We start from the raw sequence: 21,395 nt of genomic DNA, 5'->3' as shown, positions 1-21,395 counted from the left end.
CCAGGGTTTTCTGAGTAGGCTCAATTATAAATTTTTGAATCTTGAAATTATGAATCCTACAAAGAAAACAAAAAAGAGAGAAAAAATGCAGTTTCAATAAAAATATTTTCCGGCAAAAGACTACGGGTATTGTCAGAGGTGGCTATTTTTCATACATTTGGCATAAATGATGGTCGCAGCCCGATCCGAAGCACCCGGGCCTCCCAGGATCTGGCGCATCTCTTCGTAGTTACTGAGCATATTTTGTCGGTAGCTTTGCACATGGAGTATCTGTTTCAGTTCCTTACGAATATTATCTATTGTGAAGAAGCGGGCGAACAGTTCTTTTACAACCTCTCGATTGCATATTAGGTTTACTAAGGAAATATAAGGCGTATGAAGAATATTTTTAAAGACCCAATAAGTGATCTTCGGCATAGGTGTTTTGTAGCAAACCACTTGAGGAACATTAAGCAGGGCTGTCTCCAGGGTAGCTGTACCGGAAGTCACTAACGCAGCATCCGATTGTGCCAAAATACGGTAGGTTTGATTAAAAAGCACCTTTGCAGGAGGAAAAGAGCTTATAAAATTGCCATAGAAAGCCGGATCGATACCCGGTGCACCTGCCACGATCAACTGATAACCGTCTGAATAACCTTTGACTGCTTCCAGCATCGAAGGAAGATTATTAGTGATCTCCTGCTTACGGCTTCCGGCAAGAAGTGCGATCACCGGCTTATTATCCAGACCGTTTGCTTCCACAAACTGGCTGAAAGTTTCCTCTTTATGATCCCGTTGGACAATAGCATCCACTGTGGGATTTCCTACATAATGCACTTTATATTGATGTTCCCTGAAGAAATCTACTTCAAAAGGGAGGATTGACAGCATTTCGTCCACATATTTTTTGAACGATTTTACCCGGTATTTTTTCCATGCCCACACTTTGGGCGAGATATAATAGTAAACAGGGATATCGAGTTTAGTTTTTACATACTTGGCAATCTTGAGGTTAAAACCGGGATAATCGACCAAGATCACCGCGTCGGGATGATAAGTGGTAATATCTTTTTTACAGAACGCGAGGTTCCGCAGGATAGTACGGGCATTTAGCACCACAGGAACAATACCCATAAAGGCCATGTCACGGTAATGCCTTACCAGCGTTCCGCCAACTGACTGCATCAGGTCACCCCCAAAGAAACGAAAGTCTGCCTCTTTATCATGTTTCCGTAGCGACTGCATCAGGTTGGATGCATGTAAATCGCCCGATGCCTCTCCTGCTATAAGGTAATACTTCATATACTAATTTACTAATGTGCCGATGTGCCAATTGAATCAAACCATCAACTGTTCATTGTCAATTATCCATTGTCAAATCCCATTAAAATTCCACTCTTTCAACTGGGGCAGAAAGTCATAAGCTGTCATATCGATCTTTACCGGTACAACCGCGGCATATCCATTTGCCAAGGCCCACTCATCGCTGTTGTCATTCTCCTTTTCCCAGTTTTCAAAATTACCGGTCATCCAGAAGACGTCTCTGCCTGAACCATCCTTGGATCGGTGATACTCATTCACCCACTTGCCATGCGTCTGCGTTGTTATCTTGACCCCTTTCACCTCTCCGGCCGGTACATTCACATTCAGGCAAATTCCCCGGGGAAGCCCTTCATCAATTACTATTGATGCCAGTTTTCTGGTGATCTCCTTTGTGAAAGAGAAATCGGCATCAGGTGTAAAATCACACAACGAAAAGCCGATAGAGGGCACATCGAAGACACAGCCTTCGATAGCAGCTCCCATAGTACCGGAATAAATAACACTGATCCCGGCATTAGAGCCATGATTGATCCCCGAAACCAATAAATCGGGCTTGCGATCCACAAACTCGTTCAATGCCAGTTTCACACAATCGACCGGTGTGCCGTTACAGGTATAAACGGTCAGATTTTCCTCTTCCCTATGCAATCTTACCCGAAGTGGCTGGCTGGTGGAAATGGCACTCGACATACCCGAACGGTGCGAATCGGGTGCGAATACAATTACTTCTCCTAAATCTCTCACCGCTTCCGTCAATGAAGCGATTCCTTTCGCCTGATACCCATCATCATTAGTGACCAGGATCAAGGGTTTTCTATTCATCATTCTGTTTCTTTCTCGTTTTTAAGAATTACAAATATAATGAAAGCCGAATGGTAAGCCAAAATTGTTTGAGTTTACCTGAGGCACATCTTATATTCTACAAATATAGTGAAAGCCGAGGGATAAGCCAATTTTTTTTATACCTTTGGGGATTCACAAAACAATTAGTATGAGATGGAACTGACACCCGGTGCCTATGCGCACCGGCGGGTAATTCCATAGGGTTCCCAAACATATCCACAAAAACAATGACAATCGTTATGAAGAGATTTGGCACACTTCTTTATCTGTTTCTGGCTGCTTCCCTGATATTTGCACAGGAAGTAAGGCCTGTAAAAAATGTAATTATGATGATCCCCGACGGTACATCCGTAGGGGTCTATTCTGCTGCACGATGGTTCAAGTACTACAATGGCATGGAGGATAAACTGAACATCGATCCTTATTTCACAGGCACCGTCACCACCTTTTCATCTAACGCCCCGATCGGGGACTCTGCTCCCACCGGCTCATGCTACGCAACCGGGGTATTACAACAAACCGGTAACGTGGCTATTCATCCTGAAGTTTCCGATAACGACCTGTTTCCGGTAGACGCATCACGGACTTATCAACCTGCCGCCACCATCCTCGAAGCATCAAAGATTGAGAAAAAGAAAGCAGTAGGATTAGTGGTTACCTGTGAGTTTCCCCACGCCACACCGGCCGACTTCTCAGCACATCATTATAACAGAGGCAACTACAAGGCCCTTGCCCCGCAAATGGCCTATCAGAACATAGACGTGGTGTTCGCCGGCGGTAACAGTATTCTTACCGATGACATTAAAAAACATTTCGTAAATAACGGAACCACTCTCATTCAAAACGATAAAGAAGCATTACTCAATTATAATGGCAATGGGAAGGTTTGGGCGCTATTTGGCGAACGGGGTCTCCCTTACAATATTGACAGGAATCCCGACAAGGTACCTTCACTCGCAGAGATGACTGAAAAGGCTTTAGAAATACTATCGAAGAACGAAAACGGCTTCTTCATGATGGTAGAAGGGAGCCAGGTCGACTGGGCAGCACATGCCAATGATGCAGCCACAATGATCGACGAATATCTTGCTTTTGACGAGGCAGTAGGCAAGGCGATGGCATTTGCCGAAAAAGACGGAAATACAGTAGTCGTGGTTGCCGCAGACCATGGTAACAGTGGTATTTCGATCGGTTCGAGGGATTGCCCGGGATACGATAAACTCTCCATAGAGCAACTTTTCGGCACAGTTTCCAAATACCAGTTGAGCGCCAACGGGCTCGAATCAATATTGGTCAATACAAAACCCGAAGGGATTAAAGCGGTATTCAAACAATACACTGATATCGATATCACAGACGAAGAACTTGAAACACTGCTTGCTTCCAAAAATTACAAAGAAGTAGACTATATGAAAGTTGCCTCAAGCAATAATCTCGCACATAACATCGTCAACATATTGAATTCCAGAACTTGTTTCGGATTTACGACAGGAGGGCACACCGGAGAAGAAGTACTTCTTGCTTCTTACCACCCACAGGGCGATGTGCTCAAGGGACATGTGAAAAATACAGGGTTGAATCAATACCTGCAGAAAGTAACCGGATTGGAGATATCGCTACAGGAATTATCCGACAAGATTTTCGCCAAACATAATGAGGTCTTTGCGGGATTAAAATATTCAATCGATAAGAAAGATCCGGACTTTCCGGTACTCCGGGTAAAGAAAGGAAAGAACAACCTTGAGGTGAAAGCATTCTCATCCGTGGCTACATTGAATGGGAAACCATTCGACATCGGATCTGTAACAGTCTATATCGATAAGAACGATACGTTCTATTTGCCGGTGGCCCTTGCGGAGAAATTATAAATCTTTGGGCCTTACTATAAAACAAAAAAAATCCACTTTATAGGTGGATTTTTTTTGTTTTTGACAGAAATCATTCTTCTTTCCGGAGTACAATATCTCCATGGAATGATATCTGTTGTCTATCCGTATCGTTCACACTGAGGCGTGCCGTTCCGTTCTCCCAGATATCAAAGCGGAATGTAACGGGACGATCCAGGTCACGGAATGTGATCACCACATCCCAATTTCCTTTCTTGTTTCCTTTATCTGCTTTATACTCAAAGTCGGTACTCGTGAAACGATATCCACCTTCTCTCGGATCCATAGGCGCACGGTAGGCGCGGCCATAATAAGGCAGATAGGCTATCACCGTATCGGGCGACACTTTCACATCATAATAGGGTGAAAGATAAATCGACTTGTAACCGGTAGGATAGGCGTAGGTAGCTTTAAATGTAAAATCGGGCACTTTCACCGCATTCCCCACATCGGCTGCCAGTTTCTCTTTCTCAACCGCCGTTTGGGCACTTCCACATGCACAAAAAGATAGAACTGAAAGAAGTCCTGCAATACTAAATAATGATAACTTTTTCATATATATCCTCCTTCATAAATAAGATCCTTTATATAGCAGAAATCACATATCACCAGTGACATAATCATATAATAAACAAAGGAAAATAGTTTTTTGTTTTATAGAAGGATCCCCATCGAAGGGAGAAGATGCGAGAGATATAGCAACAGCATCAGCGACAACATACCATATGCCACATAAATATGGTTTTTCGAAATCGTTCTTGAGTAGAAATATGCGTTCAGATAAGAGACCAGTGTGAGGGAAAGCGACAAGAAGAAAAAAGTTTCCCGCCAGTAGACCACCTGAAGAAACAACAGAAAAACAATCAGAAAGACCATGAACTGCATTAACGAGAGCGTGAGTGCCTTATCACGACTATATATCTTGATACTAAAAATCATATTGGATATAAAAAACAATCCGACAAACAATACTCCTCCCCACTCCAGAAGAGAAAATCGGGGAATTTCAGGTAGTGACAAGGATATAAACTGTAGAAGAGGCCTGGCAAAACGGGGAATATCATCAATTAGCCAATAGACGGAGACCACCGTTATATACACAAGGAAAAGTCCAAACCAGGACGAGACAAACGAGCGAAACTGGGGTCCCCGCATCGACCGTTCTCCAACCCACCATAAAGGCAATAAGAAAAGCGCATAGATCTGAAACAGGGAGGCTACCGCTATCAATATCGATGCCCGAAACGAACAAAGATATGGATCCGGTTTCTGATACGAGTCCAGAAGAGGGAAGAATGCCAGAAGGACAAAAATAACAGCAATATAATCGCCCGACATCACCAAAAAATAGGGATGAAGGCTTAATAAGAATACCGGTGCGGTAAAAGGCAGGTTTGACCGCGAACGAATAAGATTGAACCTACCGTTTAACAGGGATAGGATCCATGCGATCAAAAAAACAGCCAGCGTAGAAGCAATCAGTGAAACCTGCGGACGGGCAAAGAGATGTGCTATTGGTTCCCACGCATAATTGTCACCGGGAGAGGCAATCCAGGGTAAACCCTGCGTATAGAACAGGGCAGCCCGCATACCTATCATTCCGAAAGCGGCAAGCAGAGGAACAAAACGCCCCTCCACAAAAGCTGCACGGAATGACCTGACGACAGAATGCATGGGCACATTAGATTTTATATACTGAGATCAAAGCCTATATCTTTCCTGAAGTAGCCATTCTCAAAATGGATCTTCGCTATATTCTTATAAGATGCCCCTAAGGCTTCATCCATAGTTTTCCCGTATGAAGTAACGGAAAGCACACGTCCTCCCGACGTAACAATTTTATCCCCCACATTCTTTGTACCGGCATGGAAAACAATGCTATCCTCTACATCATTCAGTCCTTCAATGATTTTTCCATTTTCATAACTTCCTGGATATCCTCCGGAAACCATCATCACTGTCACAGCGTAACGGTCGTCTATTTCCAATACTTTCTCATCTAATGTTTCGGTAGCTACGGCAGTAAATAATTCCAGAAGATCCGACTTGATCAGAGGTACCACCACTTCCGTCTCCGGATCACCCATTCGAACATTGTACTCAATCACTTTTGGCTCCCCTTCAACATTGATCAGGCCCAGGAAAATAAATCCTTTGTAATCTATCTTTTCTTTTTGCAATCCTTCGATAGTAGGCTCCACGATCCGTCTCCTCACTTTTTCCATAAATAGGTCATCAGCAAAAGATACAGGTGACACAGCTCCCATACCTCCGGTATTCAGCCCGGTATCACCCTCACCGATCCGTTTGTAGTCTTTTGCTACCGGAAGAATTTTATACGATCGTCCATCAGTCAATACGAAAACTGAACACTCAATCCCCGACAGGAACTCTTCTATCACCACGCTTTTACTAGCCGCGCCGAATTTCCCATTGAGCATCTCCCAAAGCGACTGCTTCGCCTCATTCAGGTCGTTCAGAATCAGGACTCCTTTCCCTGCCGCCAGGCCATCCGCTTTCAATACATAGGGTGAAGGGAGCGAATCGAGAAAAGCATTCCCTTCCGTCACATTTTCAAGAGTAACTGTCTTGAAACGTGCAGTAGGGATATTATAAGTGGTCATAAATCTTTTGGCAAAATCCTTGCTCCCCTCTAATTGAGCACCTTCCCTGGAGGGACCAATCACTGCAATATGACAGATATCTTCGTCCTCATGGAAGTAGTCATAAACCCCTTCTACTAAAGGGACTTCCGGACCAACCACAATCATATCGATATCATTATCAAGTGAAAACTGTCTCATCGCACCGAAATCCGTCACATCAATGGCGACATTTGTCCCTAACGTTGCGGTACCCGCATTGCCGGGAGCAATATACAGATTATTCAGGTGTCTGCTCTTTCGAATTTTCCAGGCTAACGCATGCTCGCGTCCACCGGAACCAAGAAGAAGAACGTTCATAGAGTTATGAATTATGATTTATGAATTATAATTTACCAATTACCATTCCACCTCACTCACATTGACATTACTTGTCCCGACGTGTCGGGATTGGTACATTAAGTATGCAAAGCTACTAAAAAAATGATTTTGTACTGCGACAATGGGGGAAAATCGTCGGGAGGTTGCTATCTTTGTAACTTCAAGCAACAAATATCATCAACATGAGCATAAACCGGATATCGGCCCTTTTTGGTATTCGCTATCCTATCATCCAGGCAGGAATGGTATGGTGCAGCGGCTGGAAATTAGCGGCTGCAGTCAGCAATGCCGGAGGGCTGGGACTGATTGGGGCGGGATCAATGCATCCCGGGACATTACGAGAACATATCCAGAAGTACAAGGCAGCCACAGGACAACCGTTCGGGGTGAACGTACCATTGATGTACCCTCAAATCGAAGAGATCATGCAGATTATCCTCGAAGAGAAAGTACCGGTTGTTTTCACTTCGGCCGGCAATCCTAAAACTTGGACAGCGACACTCAAATCGGCAGGAATAAAAGTAGCGCATGTGGTGTCGAGTTCCAGGTTTGCCATTAAATGTGCGGAAGCCGGTGTCGACGCTGTCGTCGCCGAAGGATTTGAAGCCGGTGGGCATAACGGTCGCGAAGAAACTACCACTTTTGCGTTGATACCACAGGTGAGAAAGGCTATAGATCTGCCATTGATTGCTGCCGGGGGGATCGGCTCGGGCGAAGCGATGGCTGCAGCGTTTGCCCTGGGCGCGGAAGGAGTACAGGTAGGTACACGGTTCGCGTTGACCAATGAAAGTTCTGCCAGTGAAGCATTCAAACAACGGTGTATCTCCCTGAATGAAGGAGATACGGTATTATCACTCAAGAAACTGAGTCCCACACGACTGGTAAGAAATGAGTTCTACCAACAGGTACAGCAACTGGAAGATCGCGGCGCTACCCCCGAAGAATTGCGCGAACTATTAGGCAAAGGGCGTTCAAAAAGGGGTATCTTTGATGGAGACCTGACAGAAGGTGAACTGGAGATCGGACAGATCGCCTCACATATAAAAGAGATCATCCCTGCAGGGCAGGTTGTCAATGAAATGATCGGGCAATACAACCGCACTATTCATCGGCTATCTCAATTAGCAATTGATAATTGACAATTGGCACATCAGTAACATTGGCACATTCGTAAGTATGCAGTATGAACTTTTTCCATCGGAACGATTCTCTTTTTTCAGCCTGAGCAGCGGTAGTTGCGGCAACAGTTACTATCTGGGGAATTCCCGCTACGGCATCCTGATCGACGCCGGCATCGGCCCGCGTGTCATCAAGAAACGGCTTGCCCACTATGGAATCGACTTCTCATCGATCATGGCAATCCTGGTCACACACGACCACTACGACCATATCAAATCGGTAGGCTATCTGGGAGAAAAACTGCATATCCCGGTCTATGCCACCCGTGAAGTACACAAGGCGATTATAAATCATCCCCTTGTCCGCAACAGCCTTAACGGGTCAACCATATATATTGAAAAAGGAACCCCATTTCAAATTAAAGATTTCCAAATTACAGCCTTCAATGTACCCCACGATAGTGTGGATAACTCCGGCTATTTTATCCGGTTCGGCAATCACCGGTTTACTCTCGCCACCGATGTGGGTACCATTACCGACGAAGTAGCTTATTATATTTGCAAAGCCAATCATCTCGTCATTGAAAGCAATTATGATGAAGAGATGTTGAATAACGGTCGCTACCCCTACCCGCTGAAACAACGCATCACCTCCGGATCAGGGCACCTGAGCAACCGGCAGACCGCCGAATTCCTGGCCAACAACTACTCGTCCGACCTACGTAATATCTGGCTCTGCCACCTCAGCGGTGACAATAACAACCCGGAACTGGCCTACCAAACGGTAGAAACACATCTTAACCGCAAAGGGATCAAGGTGGGGGAACAGGTCTCGCTACAGGTATTACAGCGGAATATATTGTCCTCTAAAACCGATTTTTAAATCCGCACACCAATGTCCTTATCGCCTATACTTTTGTTCACATACAACCGTCCCTCCCATACACTACAGACATTGAAGGCACTACAGGATAACGCCCTTTGTAGTAAAAGTGAACTATTTATATTTTCGGATGGCTACAAGAATGAAACAGATAAAAAAGATGTGGAGGCGGTACGGGAAATCATTCGCCCTATTGAAGGATTCAAGGCAGTTCACCTTATCGAAAATACCCACAATGTTGGACTGGCAAAGAATATTATCGACGGTGTTACCAAGGTGATTGAGGAGTATGGCAAAGTGATCGTGATTGAAGATGACCTGTCAACATCCCCCTATTTTCTCACATTCATGAACGAAGCCTTGGATATGTTCGAGAACGAAAATAGAATCGGACATATACATGGATATTGCTACCCTCTTCCGGAATTGCCGGAAACCTTTTTGATAAAGTGGACAGGAAGTTGGGGCTGGGCTACCTGGAAAAGGGCATGGAAAGAATTCAACCCTGACGGAGAAGCACTATTAAACGAAATAAAAAGTCGCAATCTATCCAGATTGTTTGACTTCAATGGCAAATACCCCTATACCCGGATGTTACAAAGACAAGTAAATGGGAAAAACAATTCATGGGCCATCCGCTGGAATGCTTCCTTGTTTCTGAAAGATATGCTTTCGGTCAATGCCGGAAGATCGTTGGTAAGAAATATCGGATTCGACGGGAGTGGCATACATAGTGGCCTTCAGGACATTTACACTACTCAGCTATATACCGATAGACTAACCATCAATATTCCGGTAATAGAAGAAAATAAGGCAGCACGAAAATCAATAGAAAGATATCATAACAAGACCTATTCGTTTTGGGCAAAAGTAAGACGAAGAATCAAAAGACATTTAAAAATTTGACAGAACCTGCACATCGTCCTACACCAATTTCCGGCTGCATTGCCCTTCCATAGAAGAAAACTTGTTTCGGGAAAGAATACAATATCTTTTTTGAAGAGTTAGGGGCTCAGGCATTAAAAAAAACTCTACTCTATACAGCATATAAAACTGTTTCATTAACAGGGTGGTGTTGCCTGATATAAAGATTGTATTTGGGGTTTAGTTTATGGATATACAGTGGCAATTCCCATAAATCTGCCGGTTTATGGTATATGCAAATTGCTAATTTAGGATTGTATTTTATAATTGTATCTTGCATCCCTTCAAGAGCTGACATTTCTGCACCCTCAACATCCAATTTAATATATGTGATTTCACTACGTTCCTGTTCGGAAAAATAATTGTCTAATGCCACAAGTTTTACTAACTCTTTACCTTTACCAATGCGGGAGCCACTGCCTGAATCTTCAAAAAAAGTTTCTTCACAGGAAGAATACAACCCCAAATTATGCAAAATTACTTTATCGGATAAATTTGTTATGTTTTTTCTGATTTGCTCACAATTACGTTTAATAGGTTCAAATATGTGTATTTTATTAAAATATCCGGCAGTCTGTCCGATAAAATTCAAAGCTGTATCGCCAACAAATCCACCACCATCTATAAAAACCTCTTCTGTTGAAAGATTGATAATATCTTTGGGAAAATACTGTGACGGATCAAAACACACAGTATATCCAGAATTCAACATCAATTCTTTGGTATTATTGGTATCGTAAAACGGTTTGAGATATTTATAATTTCGCGTCATTCTGCATTTAATGGCGGCATTCAATACATCTCTCGACAAATCATCTGCCAAAACAGATTTCAAATAATCAATCTCATTTTTGTGTTTTTTACATTCTAATTGATATGGAATCCCATAACGAAAATACTTATATCCTAGTTTTTTCCCGATTTCTTCAAGCAATTTTTTCATTGAACAAATATTATTTTAAATTAATTCTATGTCCGGTGGTTTGTGATTAAACTCTCGGAGTTTTTATATTTATTTGATTTTCAATATTCATTTGATACTTTTTTCTTTTTTCTTGCCGCAAACCATTGTTCAATTTCTCCTGTCATCTCCAATCTGAATAACTTACATAACCCAATATAGAATAACACAATCAACACCGGATTTATAACAACAAAAAGAATATCGCTCCCAATATTACGAGTGGAAAAATAGGAAACTCCCGTACTGATTACAGCCATAAAGAAATAGGGAAATGTATCCTTCACAAAATCAAGAAGTGAATATTGAATAACTTTTCCCGAAAAAACCACCGACAAAATTAACGTCACAATCATATATACAACCCAACTGATAGCCAACCCCATAATACCTTTCGAAAAAAAGAGAAGAATTAACAGGAGCAATAGAACTCCTTTTACAACTTCAAGCCCCAGAAAAAAAGCAGATCGTTCTTTTGCGATGAATAACTCGTTAAAAATAATGGTAAAAGGCAGTAGCATTCCGGCCAATGTCAATATCTGAAAATAAGGCACTGAAGCCAACCACTTCTCCTTAAACAAGATATAAAAAGCGGGCTCGGCAATCAGTATCATTAAGAAAGCTATTGGGAATGAGAGAAAAGCAATCGATTTGATCAGCTTTCTCACTACCCTCTTCAAGCGCTCCGTCTGATCGTTGATCTCCGACAAGATTACCATGCCTACCGACCGGAAAGTGTTGGAAAGCGTCAGAAAAGGTATTTCCTGGTATTTCTTTGCCTGATTGAAGAATGCCACCTGGTTCATCGGGTAGAACACGGCAATAAGGCTTGGATAGATGTTATTCACCGTGGTGGAAATCATCGACGACAACAGTAATTTATAACTGAATCCGAAAAAGGATCTTAACCGGCCAAGACTGAATTCCGCAACCGGCCTCCATGGTGAATACAGCCACATAAATATCGTCCTGAAAAATGCATATAAAACGATTTGGGCAACCAATGCCCAAACACCATGTCCGGTAAGAGCCAGAACAATGGCAACCACATCTGCTATAAACAAAGCCAGTATATTGGCTTTCGTAAGTCTTTTAAAATCGGCATTTTTAGTCAGAACCACTAAAGGTATCAACCCGAAAGCATTGAAGATAAGAGCCAGGAACAAGCCTCTCGTAACCGGAATCAGCGCCGGAGCATTGAACAGGCCGGCAATCAACGGGCTAAGAAAGAAAAGGAGCAGATATATAAAAACACCCAATACTACGTTAAAATAAAAAATGGAGCTGTATTCGGCCGGAGAAACCTCTTTCCGGTTCAACAATGATCTACCGAAACCGCTGTCGACAAGAATAGTGGAGAACGCTGTAAATACAGCCAGCGACCCGATCAATCCGTAAGCATCCGGCACCACGATATTCATCAGCACCAGCATACTCACAAAGTTGAGTATCTGCTGCCCGAACTTATCAATAAAGCTCCAGAAAAGCGAACGGGTTGTTTTTTTCTTCAGTGCGGAATCAGCCATTTACGATATAGATTAATAAACAGGGTAGTCCAATTACATTCAGACGATCTCAAATCATCCTGCAAAAATACGCAACTTTTTGTTACGGGAAGTATCGGTTTTACTAAACATCATTGGATATTATCCATAGAGTAGATCTTTTTTGGCTATCTCGGTAAATATATCCAAGAGGATAATTATAAATTCACTATTTTTGTAATCTTACGTTTGAATATCCGGAAATGAAAGTACTTTTTATCAGTACATACGATATACAGGGAGGAGCGGCCATAGCCGCAACCCGTTTATTACATGCAGTGCGCCATGCAGGATGCGATGCCTCGATGGTAGTGCGTGCCAAACTGGGAAGTGACACGGCAGTATTTACTGCGGGAAGCAAAAAGAGGAATACGTTCCGGTTCTATTGGGAACGTGGTGTTATTTATCTTTACAATCGCCTGTCAAGAGAAAACCTGTTCGATGTCTCAATCGCCAATACGGGAGTATCGATTACAAAACTTCCCGAATTCAAAGAGGCTGACGTTATCCATCTACATTGGATAAACCAGGGGATGCTCTCCATCAAAGAGATAGGAAAAATCCTTTCCTCCGGGAAAAAAGTGGTATGGACAATGCACGATATGTGGCCGTTTACCGGCATCTGCCACCATGCCGGCGCCTGTGACGCCTATACTTTCGGGTGCGGGCATTGTCCTTATCTGAGGACACCCTCCCGAAACGACCTCTCACATATTATTTTCAAACGGAAGCATTCTGCCTACTTAACCGGCAATATCACTTTTACAGCATGTAGCCACTGGTTACGGGAGTTGGCCGGGCAGAGCCCCCTTACATGGGGACAGAGGGTCACTTCTATCCCCAATCCTATCGATACCGGCACCTACTGTCCAATGGATAAAAGCGAAATACGTAAAAAACTGAATTTGCCACTTGATAAAAAGATTATCCTGTTCGCGGCAGTGAAGGTAGCCGACAAGCGCAAAGGGATGGACTATCTGGTGGAGGCAGCCGGATTGATGGCACACCATTCGGAAAACCTGCTTTTTCTTATTGCAGGAGGCGGGGGGGAAGAGATAGAAAAACAACTTGCCCTGCCGGCAAGGAGTATGGGATATATTTCTCCCCGACAGATGCCGGAACTCTATAATGCCGTCGACCTGTTCGTCACTCCCTCCCTCTATGAGAACTTGCCCAATACCATTATGGAGGCAATGGCCTGCGGCACGCCTTGTGTAGGTTTTCATATCGGGGGAATTCCGGAAATGATCGATCACCGGAAGAACGGATACGTGGCTGAATACAGAAACGCACGGGATTTGGCAAACGGACTGATCTGGACATTGTTTGAGGCCGATTTCGAAACGCTCTCCATCAACGCCCGGGGGAAAGTGACAGAGGAATACTCACAGGAGAAAGTCGCACAACAATACAAGGAAATTTACGAGTATGAAGGAGAATAACAGTATAACCGATAAAGAATACTGGGACAACTATTGGAAGAATTACCAATACGACAAGATACCAAAAAAAGTGGTGTTCGAAAGGTTCATGCCGAAGCTGACAAGGGGAATAAACTTTATCGAGATTGGCGGCTTTCCGGGGGTAAATGCTGCCTATTTCTACCGTCGAGGCATCCGGAACGTAACCATACTCGATTACCACATCAACAAAGAGATTGTCCGCAATTTTGAGAAAATCAATGATTTGCCGGAAGGAACCATCCAATGCATCGACAACGATTTCTTTGCATTTTCATCAGAAAAAAAATATGATGTGGTTTTTTCGTCCGGTTTTATCGAACATTTCGAAGATACACGGGATGCAATTGCCCGACATATTGATCTACTTTCAGAAAAAGGGCAGTTGTTGATAATCATCCCCAACTTCCTGGGTCTGAACGGAGAACTCCAGCGACGGTTCGACAGGGAAAACCTGGACTCCCACAATCTGCAATCGATGAAAATACCCTACCTGAAAGAGATCATGCAGTCATTCAATCTTTATGATGTTTCTGTAGATTATCTCGGAAAACCAATGGTCTGGCTCGAACCAAAGCCGGAAAATCAAAAGAGGAGAAAATGGGTTAAGATGTTGAGCTATGCCCTCAAACTATTCCCTGTAAAAGGGAAATTATTATCTTCGTACATTGCTATATACGCCCGAAAATAATGAAACTATCCGTCATCACCGTCACCTGGAACGCCGAGAAAACGGTTGAACGCACACTGAAAAGCGTGCAGGAACAGACATATCCCCATCTGGAGCATTTGATTGTAGATGGAGCATCGGTCGACGGAACATTAAGGATAATACAGGAATATTCAGAGGGAGATTTGAACATACAAAAGGAGGGGAGTATTCTAAACCGGACAACTGTACAAAAGAGGTTAAGATGGATCAGTGAACCCGACCAGGGCCTGTACAACGCCATGAACAAAGCCATCGGGATGGCCTCGGGCGATTATCTTTGCTTCCTGAATGCGGGCGATACCTTCTATGCACCGGATACAGTGGAAAGAATGATGCAGTCATTCGACAGGAACAAGCCACCGGATATCCTCTATGGAGAGACAGCCATTGTGGATGATAAAGGCAGCTTTCTCCATATGCGCCGACTGAAAGCACCCGGCAGGCTCACATGGAAGAGTTTTAAACAGGGAATGCTGGTCTGTCATCAGGCTTTTATTGTGAAACGGGAATTGACGGAGCCTTATGACCTCTCTTACCGCTTCTCTTCCGATTTCGACTGGTGTATCCGCATGATGAAAAAAGCCATCTCTATCCACAATACCCGTCTCACACTGGTCAACTACCTGAACGAAGGGATGACCACGGCCAATCACAAAGCTTCTTTGAAAGAACGTTACCGTATTATGGCAAAATATTACGGACATATCTCCACCCTTTTCCATCACGTCTGGTTTGTGATTCGTGCAGTGCTAAAATAGACAATTTTATTCTTTATGCAACGACGAAAACTAAAGATAGAAGAACTCAGCCGCATCTCCGTCGAGGAATTTCGGGAAGCAGAGAAGATACCACTGGCTGTCGTGCTCGACAATGTACGGAGCCGGCATAACATAGGGTCGGTATTCCGTACCGGGGACGCCTTCCGGATAAAAGAGATTTTACTCTGTGGCATCACCGGCACACCACCCGACGCGGAAATTCACAAAACAGCTCTTGGTGCTGAAGATTCGGTACAATGGCGTTACTTCGAGGAGCCTCTTTCGGCTGTAGAAGTATTGAAAGCAGAGGGATATATCGTCTTCTCCATTGAGCAGGCTGAAAACAGCATCTCGCTGGAGAATATTGAATTGGATAAAGAAAAAAAATATGCGGTGATCTTCGGTCATGAAGTGCATGGTGTCGCACAAGAGGTAATTGATGCATCGGACGGATGCATTGAGATCCCCCAATACGGCACCAAACATTCCCTCAACGTATCAGTGACTGCAGGAATTGTGATATGGGATTTCTTTCAGCGACTAAGGATATAGCAGAAAGTGGAAACAATAGCGGCCCCACTTAGAGGAATTGTTTTAACTCTACACCCTCACCATCAAATTCCGCATAGGAAAAAAGAGTGATCCAGTCGCCCAGCATGATCACGCGGCTCTGCTCAGCGATGGGAAGGTTGAGTAAAACGTGACGGTGTCCAAATATAAAGTAGTTGATATCAGGAATCACTTTCAACTTATTTTTCGCAAAACGGACCAAATGCTCCCGGTCTTCCCCCAGATAAGGTACTACACCCCCACTCTCACGGCTGCTGTTCGACCAGGTGTGTGCCAACGGGATGGTCCATCTGGGATGAATGCCTGAAAAACATTTCTGAAGGAATTTACTGTGAAATAGTTTCCGGAGAAGATGAAACGAACGGGAGTCGTCACCCAACCCATCACCATGGGCAAGAAAAAACTTCTTCCCTTTCAACTCGGTGATATAGGGTTCCAGATGAAGGATTAATCCACACTCTTTAGAGAGGTAGTCGGTCAGCCATAGGTCATGATTCCCTGTAAAGAAATGGATTTCTATTCCCGAATCGGTCATCTCGCCCAGCTTACCCAGCAAACGTGTAAAACCCTTTGGTACCACATACCGGTATTCATACCAGTAGTCAAAGATATCTCCCATCAGAAAAATTACAGCAGCATCATCCCTCACGCTATCGAGCCAGCGGCATAGTTTTCGTTCCGTCTCAATGGAGTCGCCATGCGATTTGGATCCTAGATGGGCATCGGCAAGAAAATAGATTTTATCTCTCACAGTCAATTATTCAACAATCCCTTTAACCTGTCCTACATCATTCCCAGTTCCAACAATGCTTCTTCGCTCATCATCGACCGGTCCCATGGGGGATCGAAAGTAAGATTCAGATCTACTTTATTCACTTCGGGGATCGATTCCACCTTCAACTGCACATCCATCAGGATATAATCGGCTGCGGGACAACTGGGAGAGGTAAAGGTCATCTCAATGGCCACATTATTCTCTTCATCGATATCCACATCATAAATCATTCCCAGGTCATAAATATTCACAGGGATTTCGGGGTCATACACCGTACGGAGCATCACCACTATTTTATCTTGTAAAGCTTGTAATTCTTCGTTCATAATCTCATTTTTTTTATTAAACCGATTGCCCGGCATATTGTTTAGTTGCTTCAGATAATTCCTTCATCCGCAAAACTGAAATAGTTTTCTCCACAGACGATAATATGGTCGAGCAGAGAGATATCCATCCACTGGGCAGCCTCTTTTAATTTTTTGGTTAGATGCGTATCCTGGGGGCTTGGCCGGCATTGTCCTGAGGGATGATTGTGTCCAAGAATAATCCCGGATGCATACCGGCTGAGCGCCTCCCTCAGCACCAACCGTATATCTACTACCGTTCCCGAGATGCCGCCACGGCTCACCTGAATAGAACTCAACACCTTATTCGACCGGTCGGTCAGCAATGCCCATGTCTCCTCATGGTTCAAGTCGGAAAGCAGAGGATAGAAATGCTCATAGGCAACCCTCGACGAAGTGATTTTCTTCTTTCGGGGCGTTTCAACGGTCTTTCTCCGTCGTCCCAACTCAAGTGCGGCTATTAAAGTAACCGCTTTGGCCTGACCAATTCCCCGGAAATTATTCATCAGATCTGACACACTCATCCGCGCCAACTGGTTCAAGTCATTACCGGCTTCCGACAAAATATGCTGTGCCAGCTCCACAGCACTTTGTTTATCGTTGCCCGAGCCGATAAGGATTGCCAGAAGTTCCGAATCGGAAAGTACTGAAACTCCTTTCAGCAGTAATTTTTCACGGGGACGGTCTTCCTCCGCCCATTGCTTGATACTTAACTTGCTCATAACGGCTAATTTCCGGAGTAAACAGAGCAAATATACAAAGAAAATCCCGATTAGTTCCTCACTATTAACTTTTAGTTTTTAGTTTATCTCACAAACACCCAGGTATCCTCTTTCGAAAGGGCCGGATAGAAAAAATATCCCTCATAATCGAAACCCTTCACCTCCTCCGGATCAATCAACCTGTTTTTAATGATAAAACGGGACATCAAACCGCGTGCTTTCTTGGAATGCACCACAATCTGCTTCAATGTGTCATTTTCCTGCTGCAGAAACTGGATATCAATGATTTTCGTCCCTTTCGGCAACTTGTTTTTCCTGACTACCTTGGCGTACTCTTTGGATGCTACATTGATGATGGTTTTATCTCCTTTCCGGAGTTTTTTAGAGAGATGATCATTGACCGTATCTCCCCAGAAATCGTAGAGTGTCTTATATCCTTGCGGCACAATTTTCCGCTGCATCTCGAGCCGGTAAGGTTTAATTGCATCCAGCGGACGGACAATACCGTATAATCCGGAGATGATATTGAGATGCCGCTGCGCGAAATCGAAATCTTCCGCAGAAAAATCATGGGCATTCAAACCCTTATAAGCAATACCGTTATACGCGAGTGCGGCCGATTGTTTCGGAGTAGACCGGAGATCAAACGTCTGGAAATATTCATATACTTCATGCGCCATTTTGGCGTTGATCTCCATTTCCGTTGCAATCTCCCTTTCCGACAGTCGCCGGCATACAGCTATCAATTCTTTGGTTCTTTCCGGGAATAACGGTTTTGAGGGTTTTATGCCTCCCGTTTTACCGGAAAAGTCCATCAATTTGGCAGGTGAAAGAATGATTTGCATATTATTCAGATTATCAAACAATATATATTATACCCAAAATTACAAACAGCTTTGTTACAAACAATGTTGTTACAGCATAAAAGCCAGTACAGAAAATCATTTCAAGAATTATCAACCTTTCACAGCCCTGTTCAAAAACGCATTAAGGGGATATTGTATTTTGCAGAGTTCCACAAGCCGGTGGATCACCCCTTCTTGTTGGAAAAACTCATTTTCAAGAGGATAATGGGTAATAAAGTGTTTATTTTTCAATAGTTCGATTTCCTTGAAATCTTTCGGATAACCCTTTGGAGGATTTTTAAGCCTATCTTCAGCAGACAGTTCGGGGAAAGTTTTTTTGAACTTCCGATTATCAAGAATACTCCGTATCTCCTCAGGCTGATGATAAATTTCGTTTCTGATGGATTCCAAAGCAGCCGGGTCGGGACTATAAATACCACCGGCAAAGAATGATTCGTCCGGTTGAATATGGATATAGTAGCCTGCAAACCGGGTTTTCTTTCCCCCGTTTGCTATAAAGGCACTGAGATGGGTTTTATAAGGTGTTTTATCGTGAGAGAAACGGGTATCGCGATAAATACGAAAAACAGACTCATTGGCCGTAACCGATCCGATATCCGGATCGAGTTGAGCAAGCGGCACAATGAGCCTGTTAATAAAGTTTTCAAAATCGGCCCGGATTTGATCATACTCGAATTTATGCTCATGGAACCAGTTGCGGTCGTTATTTATCTGCAACCGGGCAAGAAAATCGAATGTATAGCAGAAATCCATAAGCCTGAAGCTATATACAACTACCCTCTGATACGCTCAACGTATGAACCATCACGGGTATCTACCTTGATCTTTTCTCCTGTATTAATAAAGAGAGGCACACGTACTTCTGCTCCTGTTTCCACAGTAGCGGGTTTCAGCGTGTTAGTAGCGGTATCGCCTTTGATGCCCGGCTCGGTATAAGTCACCTCAAGCACCACATGTGCAGGCATCTCCGCCGTAAGGATAGTCCCACTTTCGGCATGGATCTGTACTTCCACCACATCGCCTTCTTTCAGGAATTTCACCCCTTCGATCTGCTCTTCGGGAATAGGTATCTGTTCAAAAGTTTCAGTATTCATGAAATTATATCCCATATCATCGCGGTAAAGATACTGGAAAGGACGACGTTCAATACGTACCTCATCTACTTTTACTCCCGAGTTGAATGTTTTTTCGAGGATACGGCCCGTAGTCACATTCCTCAGTTTAGTACGGACAAAAGCAGCACCTTTACCCGGCTTCACATGAAGAAACTCCACGATGAAATAGTACTGGCCCTCCAGATCGATGCACATTCCGTTCCTGAAATCAGCAGTTGTTGCCATAAAATATTAATTGTTATGATTTTATATTGATTTAGAGCGCAAAAATAGTCATTTCAGCCGACATATACAAGCGATTGTGCGGACTGCCCTATTTACACCATATCCATTGCATCGAGTACCATCTTCACGATAAAGAGCACGAAAATCACCCACATGGTGATCGATATGTGCTTCAACTTCCCGCTCAATGTTTTCAGGATGACAAAAGAGAGCATACCGAAGACAATTCCCTGGGCAATACTAAAAGCGAACGGCATCATCACGATGGTGAGGAATGCGGGTAACGCCTCAGTCATATCCTCGAAATTGATCTTCACTACGGAAGTGATCATAAATAATCCGACCAGGATCAATGCAGGAGCTGTAGCCGAAGCCGGAACCATCAGGAAGAGGGGCGCAAAGAACAGCGCCAGGGCGAACATGGCCGCAGTGGAAAGGGCGGTCAATCCGGTACGGCCTCCCACAGCTACTCCTGAGGCACTTTCCACATAAGAGGTCACCGTGCTGGTTCCCAATATAGCGCCGAAGGTGGTACCCAATGCATCGGCAAAGAGCGCACGTTTCAATTGGGGGAAGTCACCGTTCTCATCGGTAATACCTATTTTCGAGGTCACCCCCAACAGAGTGCCTATGGTATCAAACATGTTCACGAAAAGGAAGGTGAATACCACAATCAGCATATCAAATGTAAAAATATTTGTCCATTCAAATTGCACAAAAATGGGTGAGATATCGGGTGGAAGAGCTATCAGGCTACCTTCCGGCATAGGCACTTCTCCCAAAGTAATGGCGAAGATGGTGGCTGTAGCAATACCGATCAGGAAAGCACCATGCACCTTTTTGTAAAAGAGTACCGCAGTGAGGATAAGTCCTAACAAAGCTACCCATACGTGAGGATTAGACATGGCACCCAGGGTGACCATCGTATTTTCATCTTTCACGATCAACCCCGCATTCTGCAAGCCTAGAAGCGTAATAAAGAGGCCAATACCCACAGGAATGGCATTTTTAATGGTGTTAGGGATACTTTTCACGATCAGTTCACGGATATTGAAGAAGGTGAGAAGCACGAAGATGATCCCCTGAATGAAAACAGCCGTCAACGCCATTTGCCAGGAATAACCCAGTCCTATCACTACAGAAAAAGCGAAAAAGGAGTTCAACCCCATACCGGGTGCCTGTGCAATCGGCAAATTAGGGATAAATGCCATAAAGAGTGTACCCAGTAGAGTAGCAAATGCCGTCGCGGTAAAAAGGGCTTCCCTGTCCATCCCGGTTGCTCCCAGAATATTTGGATTTACTACCAGGATATAAGACATGGTAAGGAAAGTAATGACTCCCGCCACGAGTTCCGTGCGTACAGTGGTTTTATTTTGTTTCAGTTTGAATAATTTTTCCAGCAT

At 43.9% G+C, this 21,395-nt stretch carries 22 protein-coding genes; 8 read left to right on the top strand and 14 right to left on the bottom strand.

The annotated features are described in order from the left end of the window. Positions 1–132: 132 nt before the first annotated feature. Together PSM36_RS01265 and surE are read right to left on the bottom strand one after the other, a co-directional pair. Positions 133–1,281, bottom strand: coding sequence for a lipid-A-disaccharide synthase (locus PSM36_RS01265; protein ID WP_076928446.1), 1,149 nt, complete (start codon positions 1,279–1,281; stop codon positions 133–135). Positions 1,282–1,353: 72 nt separating this feature from the next. Then, a complete protein-coding gene (surE, locus tag PSM36_RS01260; protein ID WP_076928445.1) occupies positions 1,354–2,127 on the bottom strand; it encodes a 5'/3'-nucleotidase SurE in 774 nt (257 codons plus the stop codon). Positions 2,128–2,384: 257 nt separating this feature from the next. Between surE and PSM36_RS01255 the strand changes: the two genes are divergently transcribed. Next, the gene (locus PSM36_RS01255; protein ID WP_076931967.1) at positions 2,385–4,013 is read left to right on the top strand and encodes an alkaline phosphatase; all 1,629 of its coding nucleotides are present in this window, start codon (positions 2,385–2,387) and stop codon (positions 4,011–4,013) included. Positions 4,014–4,083: 70 nt separating this feature from the next. On the opposite strand, the gene PSM36_RS01250 is transcribed toward PSM36_RS01255, so the two are convergent. The 3 genes from PSM36_RS01250 to purD all read right to left on the bottom strand — a co-directional run bounded on the left by PSM36_RS01250 (position 4,084) and on the right by purD (position 6,994). Then, positions 4,084–4,587, bottom strand: coding sequence for a DUF4251 domain-containing protein (locus PSM36_RS01250; RefSeq protein ID WP_076928444.1), 504 nt, complete (start codon positions 4,585–4,587; stop codon positions 4,084–4,086). Positions 4,588–4,685: 98 nt separating this feature from the next. Beyond that, entirely contained in the window at positions 4,686–5,705 is a 1,020-nt protein-coding gene (locus PSM36_RS01245; RefSeq protein WP_076928443.1) for a hypothetical protein, read from the bottom strand. Positions 5,706–5,719: 14 nt separating this feature from the next. After that, positions 5,720–6,994: a phosphoribosylamine--glycine ligase gene (purD, locus tag PSM36_RS01240; RefSeq protein WP_076928442.1), complete on the bottom strand. Its 1,275-nt coding sequence runs from the start codon at positions 6,992–6,994 to the stop codon at positions 5,720–5,722. A gap of 209 nt (positions 6,995–7,203) precedes the next feature. Here purD and PSM36_RS01235 point away from each other — a divergent pair, with 209 nt between their 5' ends. From PSM36_RS01235 to PSM36_RS01225, 3 genes are read left to right on the top strand one after another with little or no spacing between them, the layout of a single operon-like run. Next, a complete protein-coding gene (locus PSM36_RS01235) occupies positions 7,204–8,154 on the top strand; it encodes an NAD(P)H-dependent flavin oxidoreductase (RefSeq protein ID WP_394333048.1) in 951 nt (316 codons plus the stop codon). Between the two features lie 37 nt (positions 8,155–8,191). Continuing rightward, positions 8,192–9,016, top strand: coding sequence for an MBL fold metallo-hydrolase (locus tag PSM36_RS01230; RefSeq protein WP_076928440.1), 825 nt, complete (start codon positions 8,192–8,194; stop codon positions 9,014–9,016). Positions 9,017–9,028: 12 nt separating this feature from the next. Continuing rightward, a complete protein-coding gene (locus PSM36_RS01225) occupies positions 9,029–9,922 on the top strand; it encodes a glycosyltransferase family protein (RefSeq protein ID WP_076928439.1) in 894 nt (297 codons plus the stop codon). Positions 9,923–10,052: 130 nt separating this feature from the next. Here PSM36_RS01225 and PSM36_RS01220 read toward each other — a convergent pair whose 3' ends face one another. Both PSM36_RS01220 and PSM36_RS01215 read right to left on the bottom strand, forming a co-directional pair. Further along, positions 10,053–10,883: an FkbM family methyltransferase gene (locus PSM36_RS01220; protein ID WP_076928438.1), complete on the bottom strand. Its 831-nt coding sequence runs from the start codon at positions 10,881–10,883 to the stop codon at positions 10,053–10,055. 80 nt (positions 10,884–10,963) lie between these two features. Further along, positions 10,964–12,427, bottom strand: coding sequence for a lipopolysaccharide biosynthesis protein (locus PSM36_RS01215; RefSeq protein ID WP_076928437.1), 1,464 nt, complete (start codon positions 12,425–12,427; stop codon positions 10,964–10,966). Between the two features lie 221 nt (positions 12,428–12,648). Between PSM36_RS01215 and PSM36_RS01210 the strand changes: the two genes are divergently transcribed. From PSM36_RS01210 to PSM36_RS01195, 4 genes are read left to right on the top strand one after another with little or no spacing between them, the layout of a single operon-like run. After that, on the top strand, positions 12,649–13,887 hold the full coding sequence (locus PSM36_RS01210; RefSeq protein WP_076928436.1) for a glycosyltransferase family 4 protein: 1,239 nt from the start codon (positions 12,649–12,651) through the stop codon (positions 13,885–13,887). After that, positions 13,874–14,596, top strand: coding sequence for a class I SAM-dependent methyltransferase (locus PSM36_RS01205; protein WP_076928435.1), 723 nt, complete (start codon positions 13,874–13,876; stop codon positions 14,594–14,596). The genes PSM36_RS01210 and PSM36_RS01205 overlap by 14 nt, the downstream gene beginning before the upstream one ends. Then, positions 14,596–15,375: a glycosyltransferase family 2 protein gene (locus PSM36_RS01200; protein ID WP_076928434.1), complete on the top strand. Its 780-nt coding sequence runs from the start codon at positions 14,596–14,598 to the stop codon at positions 15,373–15,375. The genes PSM36_RS01205 and PSM36_RS01200 overlap by 1 nt, the downstream gene beginning before the upstream one ends. A 15-nt stretch (positions 15,376–15,390) precedes the next feature. Then, positions 15,391–15,927: an RNA methyltransferase gene (locus PSM36_RS01195; RefSeq protein WP_076928433.1), complete on the top strand. Its 537-nt coding sequence runs from the start codon at positions 15,391–15,393 to the stop codon at positions 15,925–15,927. 28 nt (positions 15,928–15,955) lie between these two features. Here the strand turns inward: PSM36_RS01195 and PSM36_RS01190 are convergent, their stop codons facing one another. The 7 genes from PSM36_RS01190 to PSM36_RS01160 form a co-directional block, all read right to left on the bottom strand. Further along, a complete protein-coding gene (locus PSM36_RS01190; protein ID WP_076928432.1) occupies positions 15,956–16,702 on the bottom strand; it encodes a UDP-2,3-diacylglucosamine diphosphatase in 747 nt (248 codons plus the stop codon). A gap of 26 nt (positions 16,703–16,728) precedes the next feature. Beyond that, a complete protein-coding gene (locus PSM36_RS01185; protein ID WP_076931966.1) occupies positions 16,729–17,046 on the bottom strand; it encodes a metal-sulfur cluster assembly factor in 318 nt (105 codons plus the stop codon). Between the two features lie 50 nt (positions 17,047–17,096). Further along, positions 17,097–17,786 carry a RadC family protein gene (gene radC, locus PSM36_RS01180; protein ID WP_076928431.1) on the bottom strand — a complete coding sequence of 230 codons (690 nt, stop codon included), beginning with the start codon at positions 17,784–17,786 and terminating at the stop codon, positions 17,097–17,099. An 83-nt stretch (positions 17,787–17,869) separates the two neighbouring features. Beyond that, positions 17,870–18,631, bottom strand: coding sequence for a YaaA family protein (locus PSM36_RS01175; protein ID WP_076928430.1), 762 nt, complete (start codon positions 18,629–18,631; stop codon positions 17,870–17,872). Positions 18,632–18,742: 111 nt separating this feature from the next. Beyond that, complete coding sequence (locus PSM36_RS01170) at positions 18,743–19,405, bottom strand: DUF2461 domain-containing protein (RefSeq protein WP_076928429.1); 663 nt, start codon at positions 19,403–19,405, stop codon at positions 18,743–18,745. A 20-nt stretch (positions 19,406–19,425) separates the two neighbouring features. Beyond that, positions 19,426–19,992: an elongation factor P gene (gene efp, locus PSM36_RS01165; protein WP_076928428.1), complete on the bottom strand. Its 567-nt coding sequence runs from the start codon at positions 19,990–19,992 to the stop codon at positions 19,426–19,428. 92 nt (positions 19,993–20,084) lie between these two features. Continuing rightward, positions 20,085–21,395 carry an NCS2 family permease gene (locus PSM36_RS01160; RefSeq protein ID WP_076928427.1) on the bottom strand — a complete coding sequence of 437 codons (1,311 nt, stop codon included), beginning with the start codon at positions 21,393–21,395 and terminating at the stop codon, positions 20,085–20,087.

This window comes from Proteiniphilum saccharofermentans (assembly GCF_900095135.1).
In the GTDB taxonomy this organism is placed as follows: Bacteria; Bacteroidota; Bacteroidia; order Bacteroidales; family Dysgonomonadaceae; genus Proteiniphilum; species Proteiniphilum saccharofermentans.
This window is presented reverse-complemented; position numbering and strand designations above follow the sequence as displayed.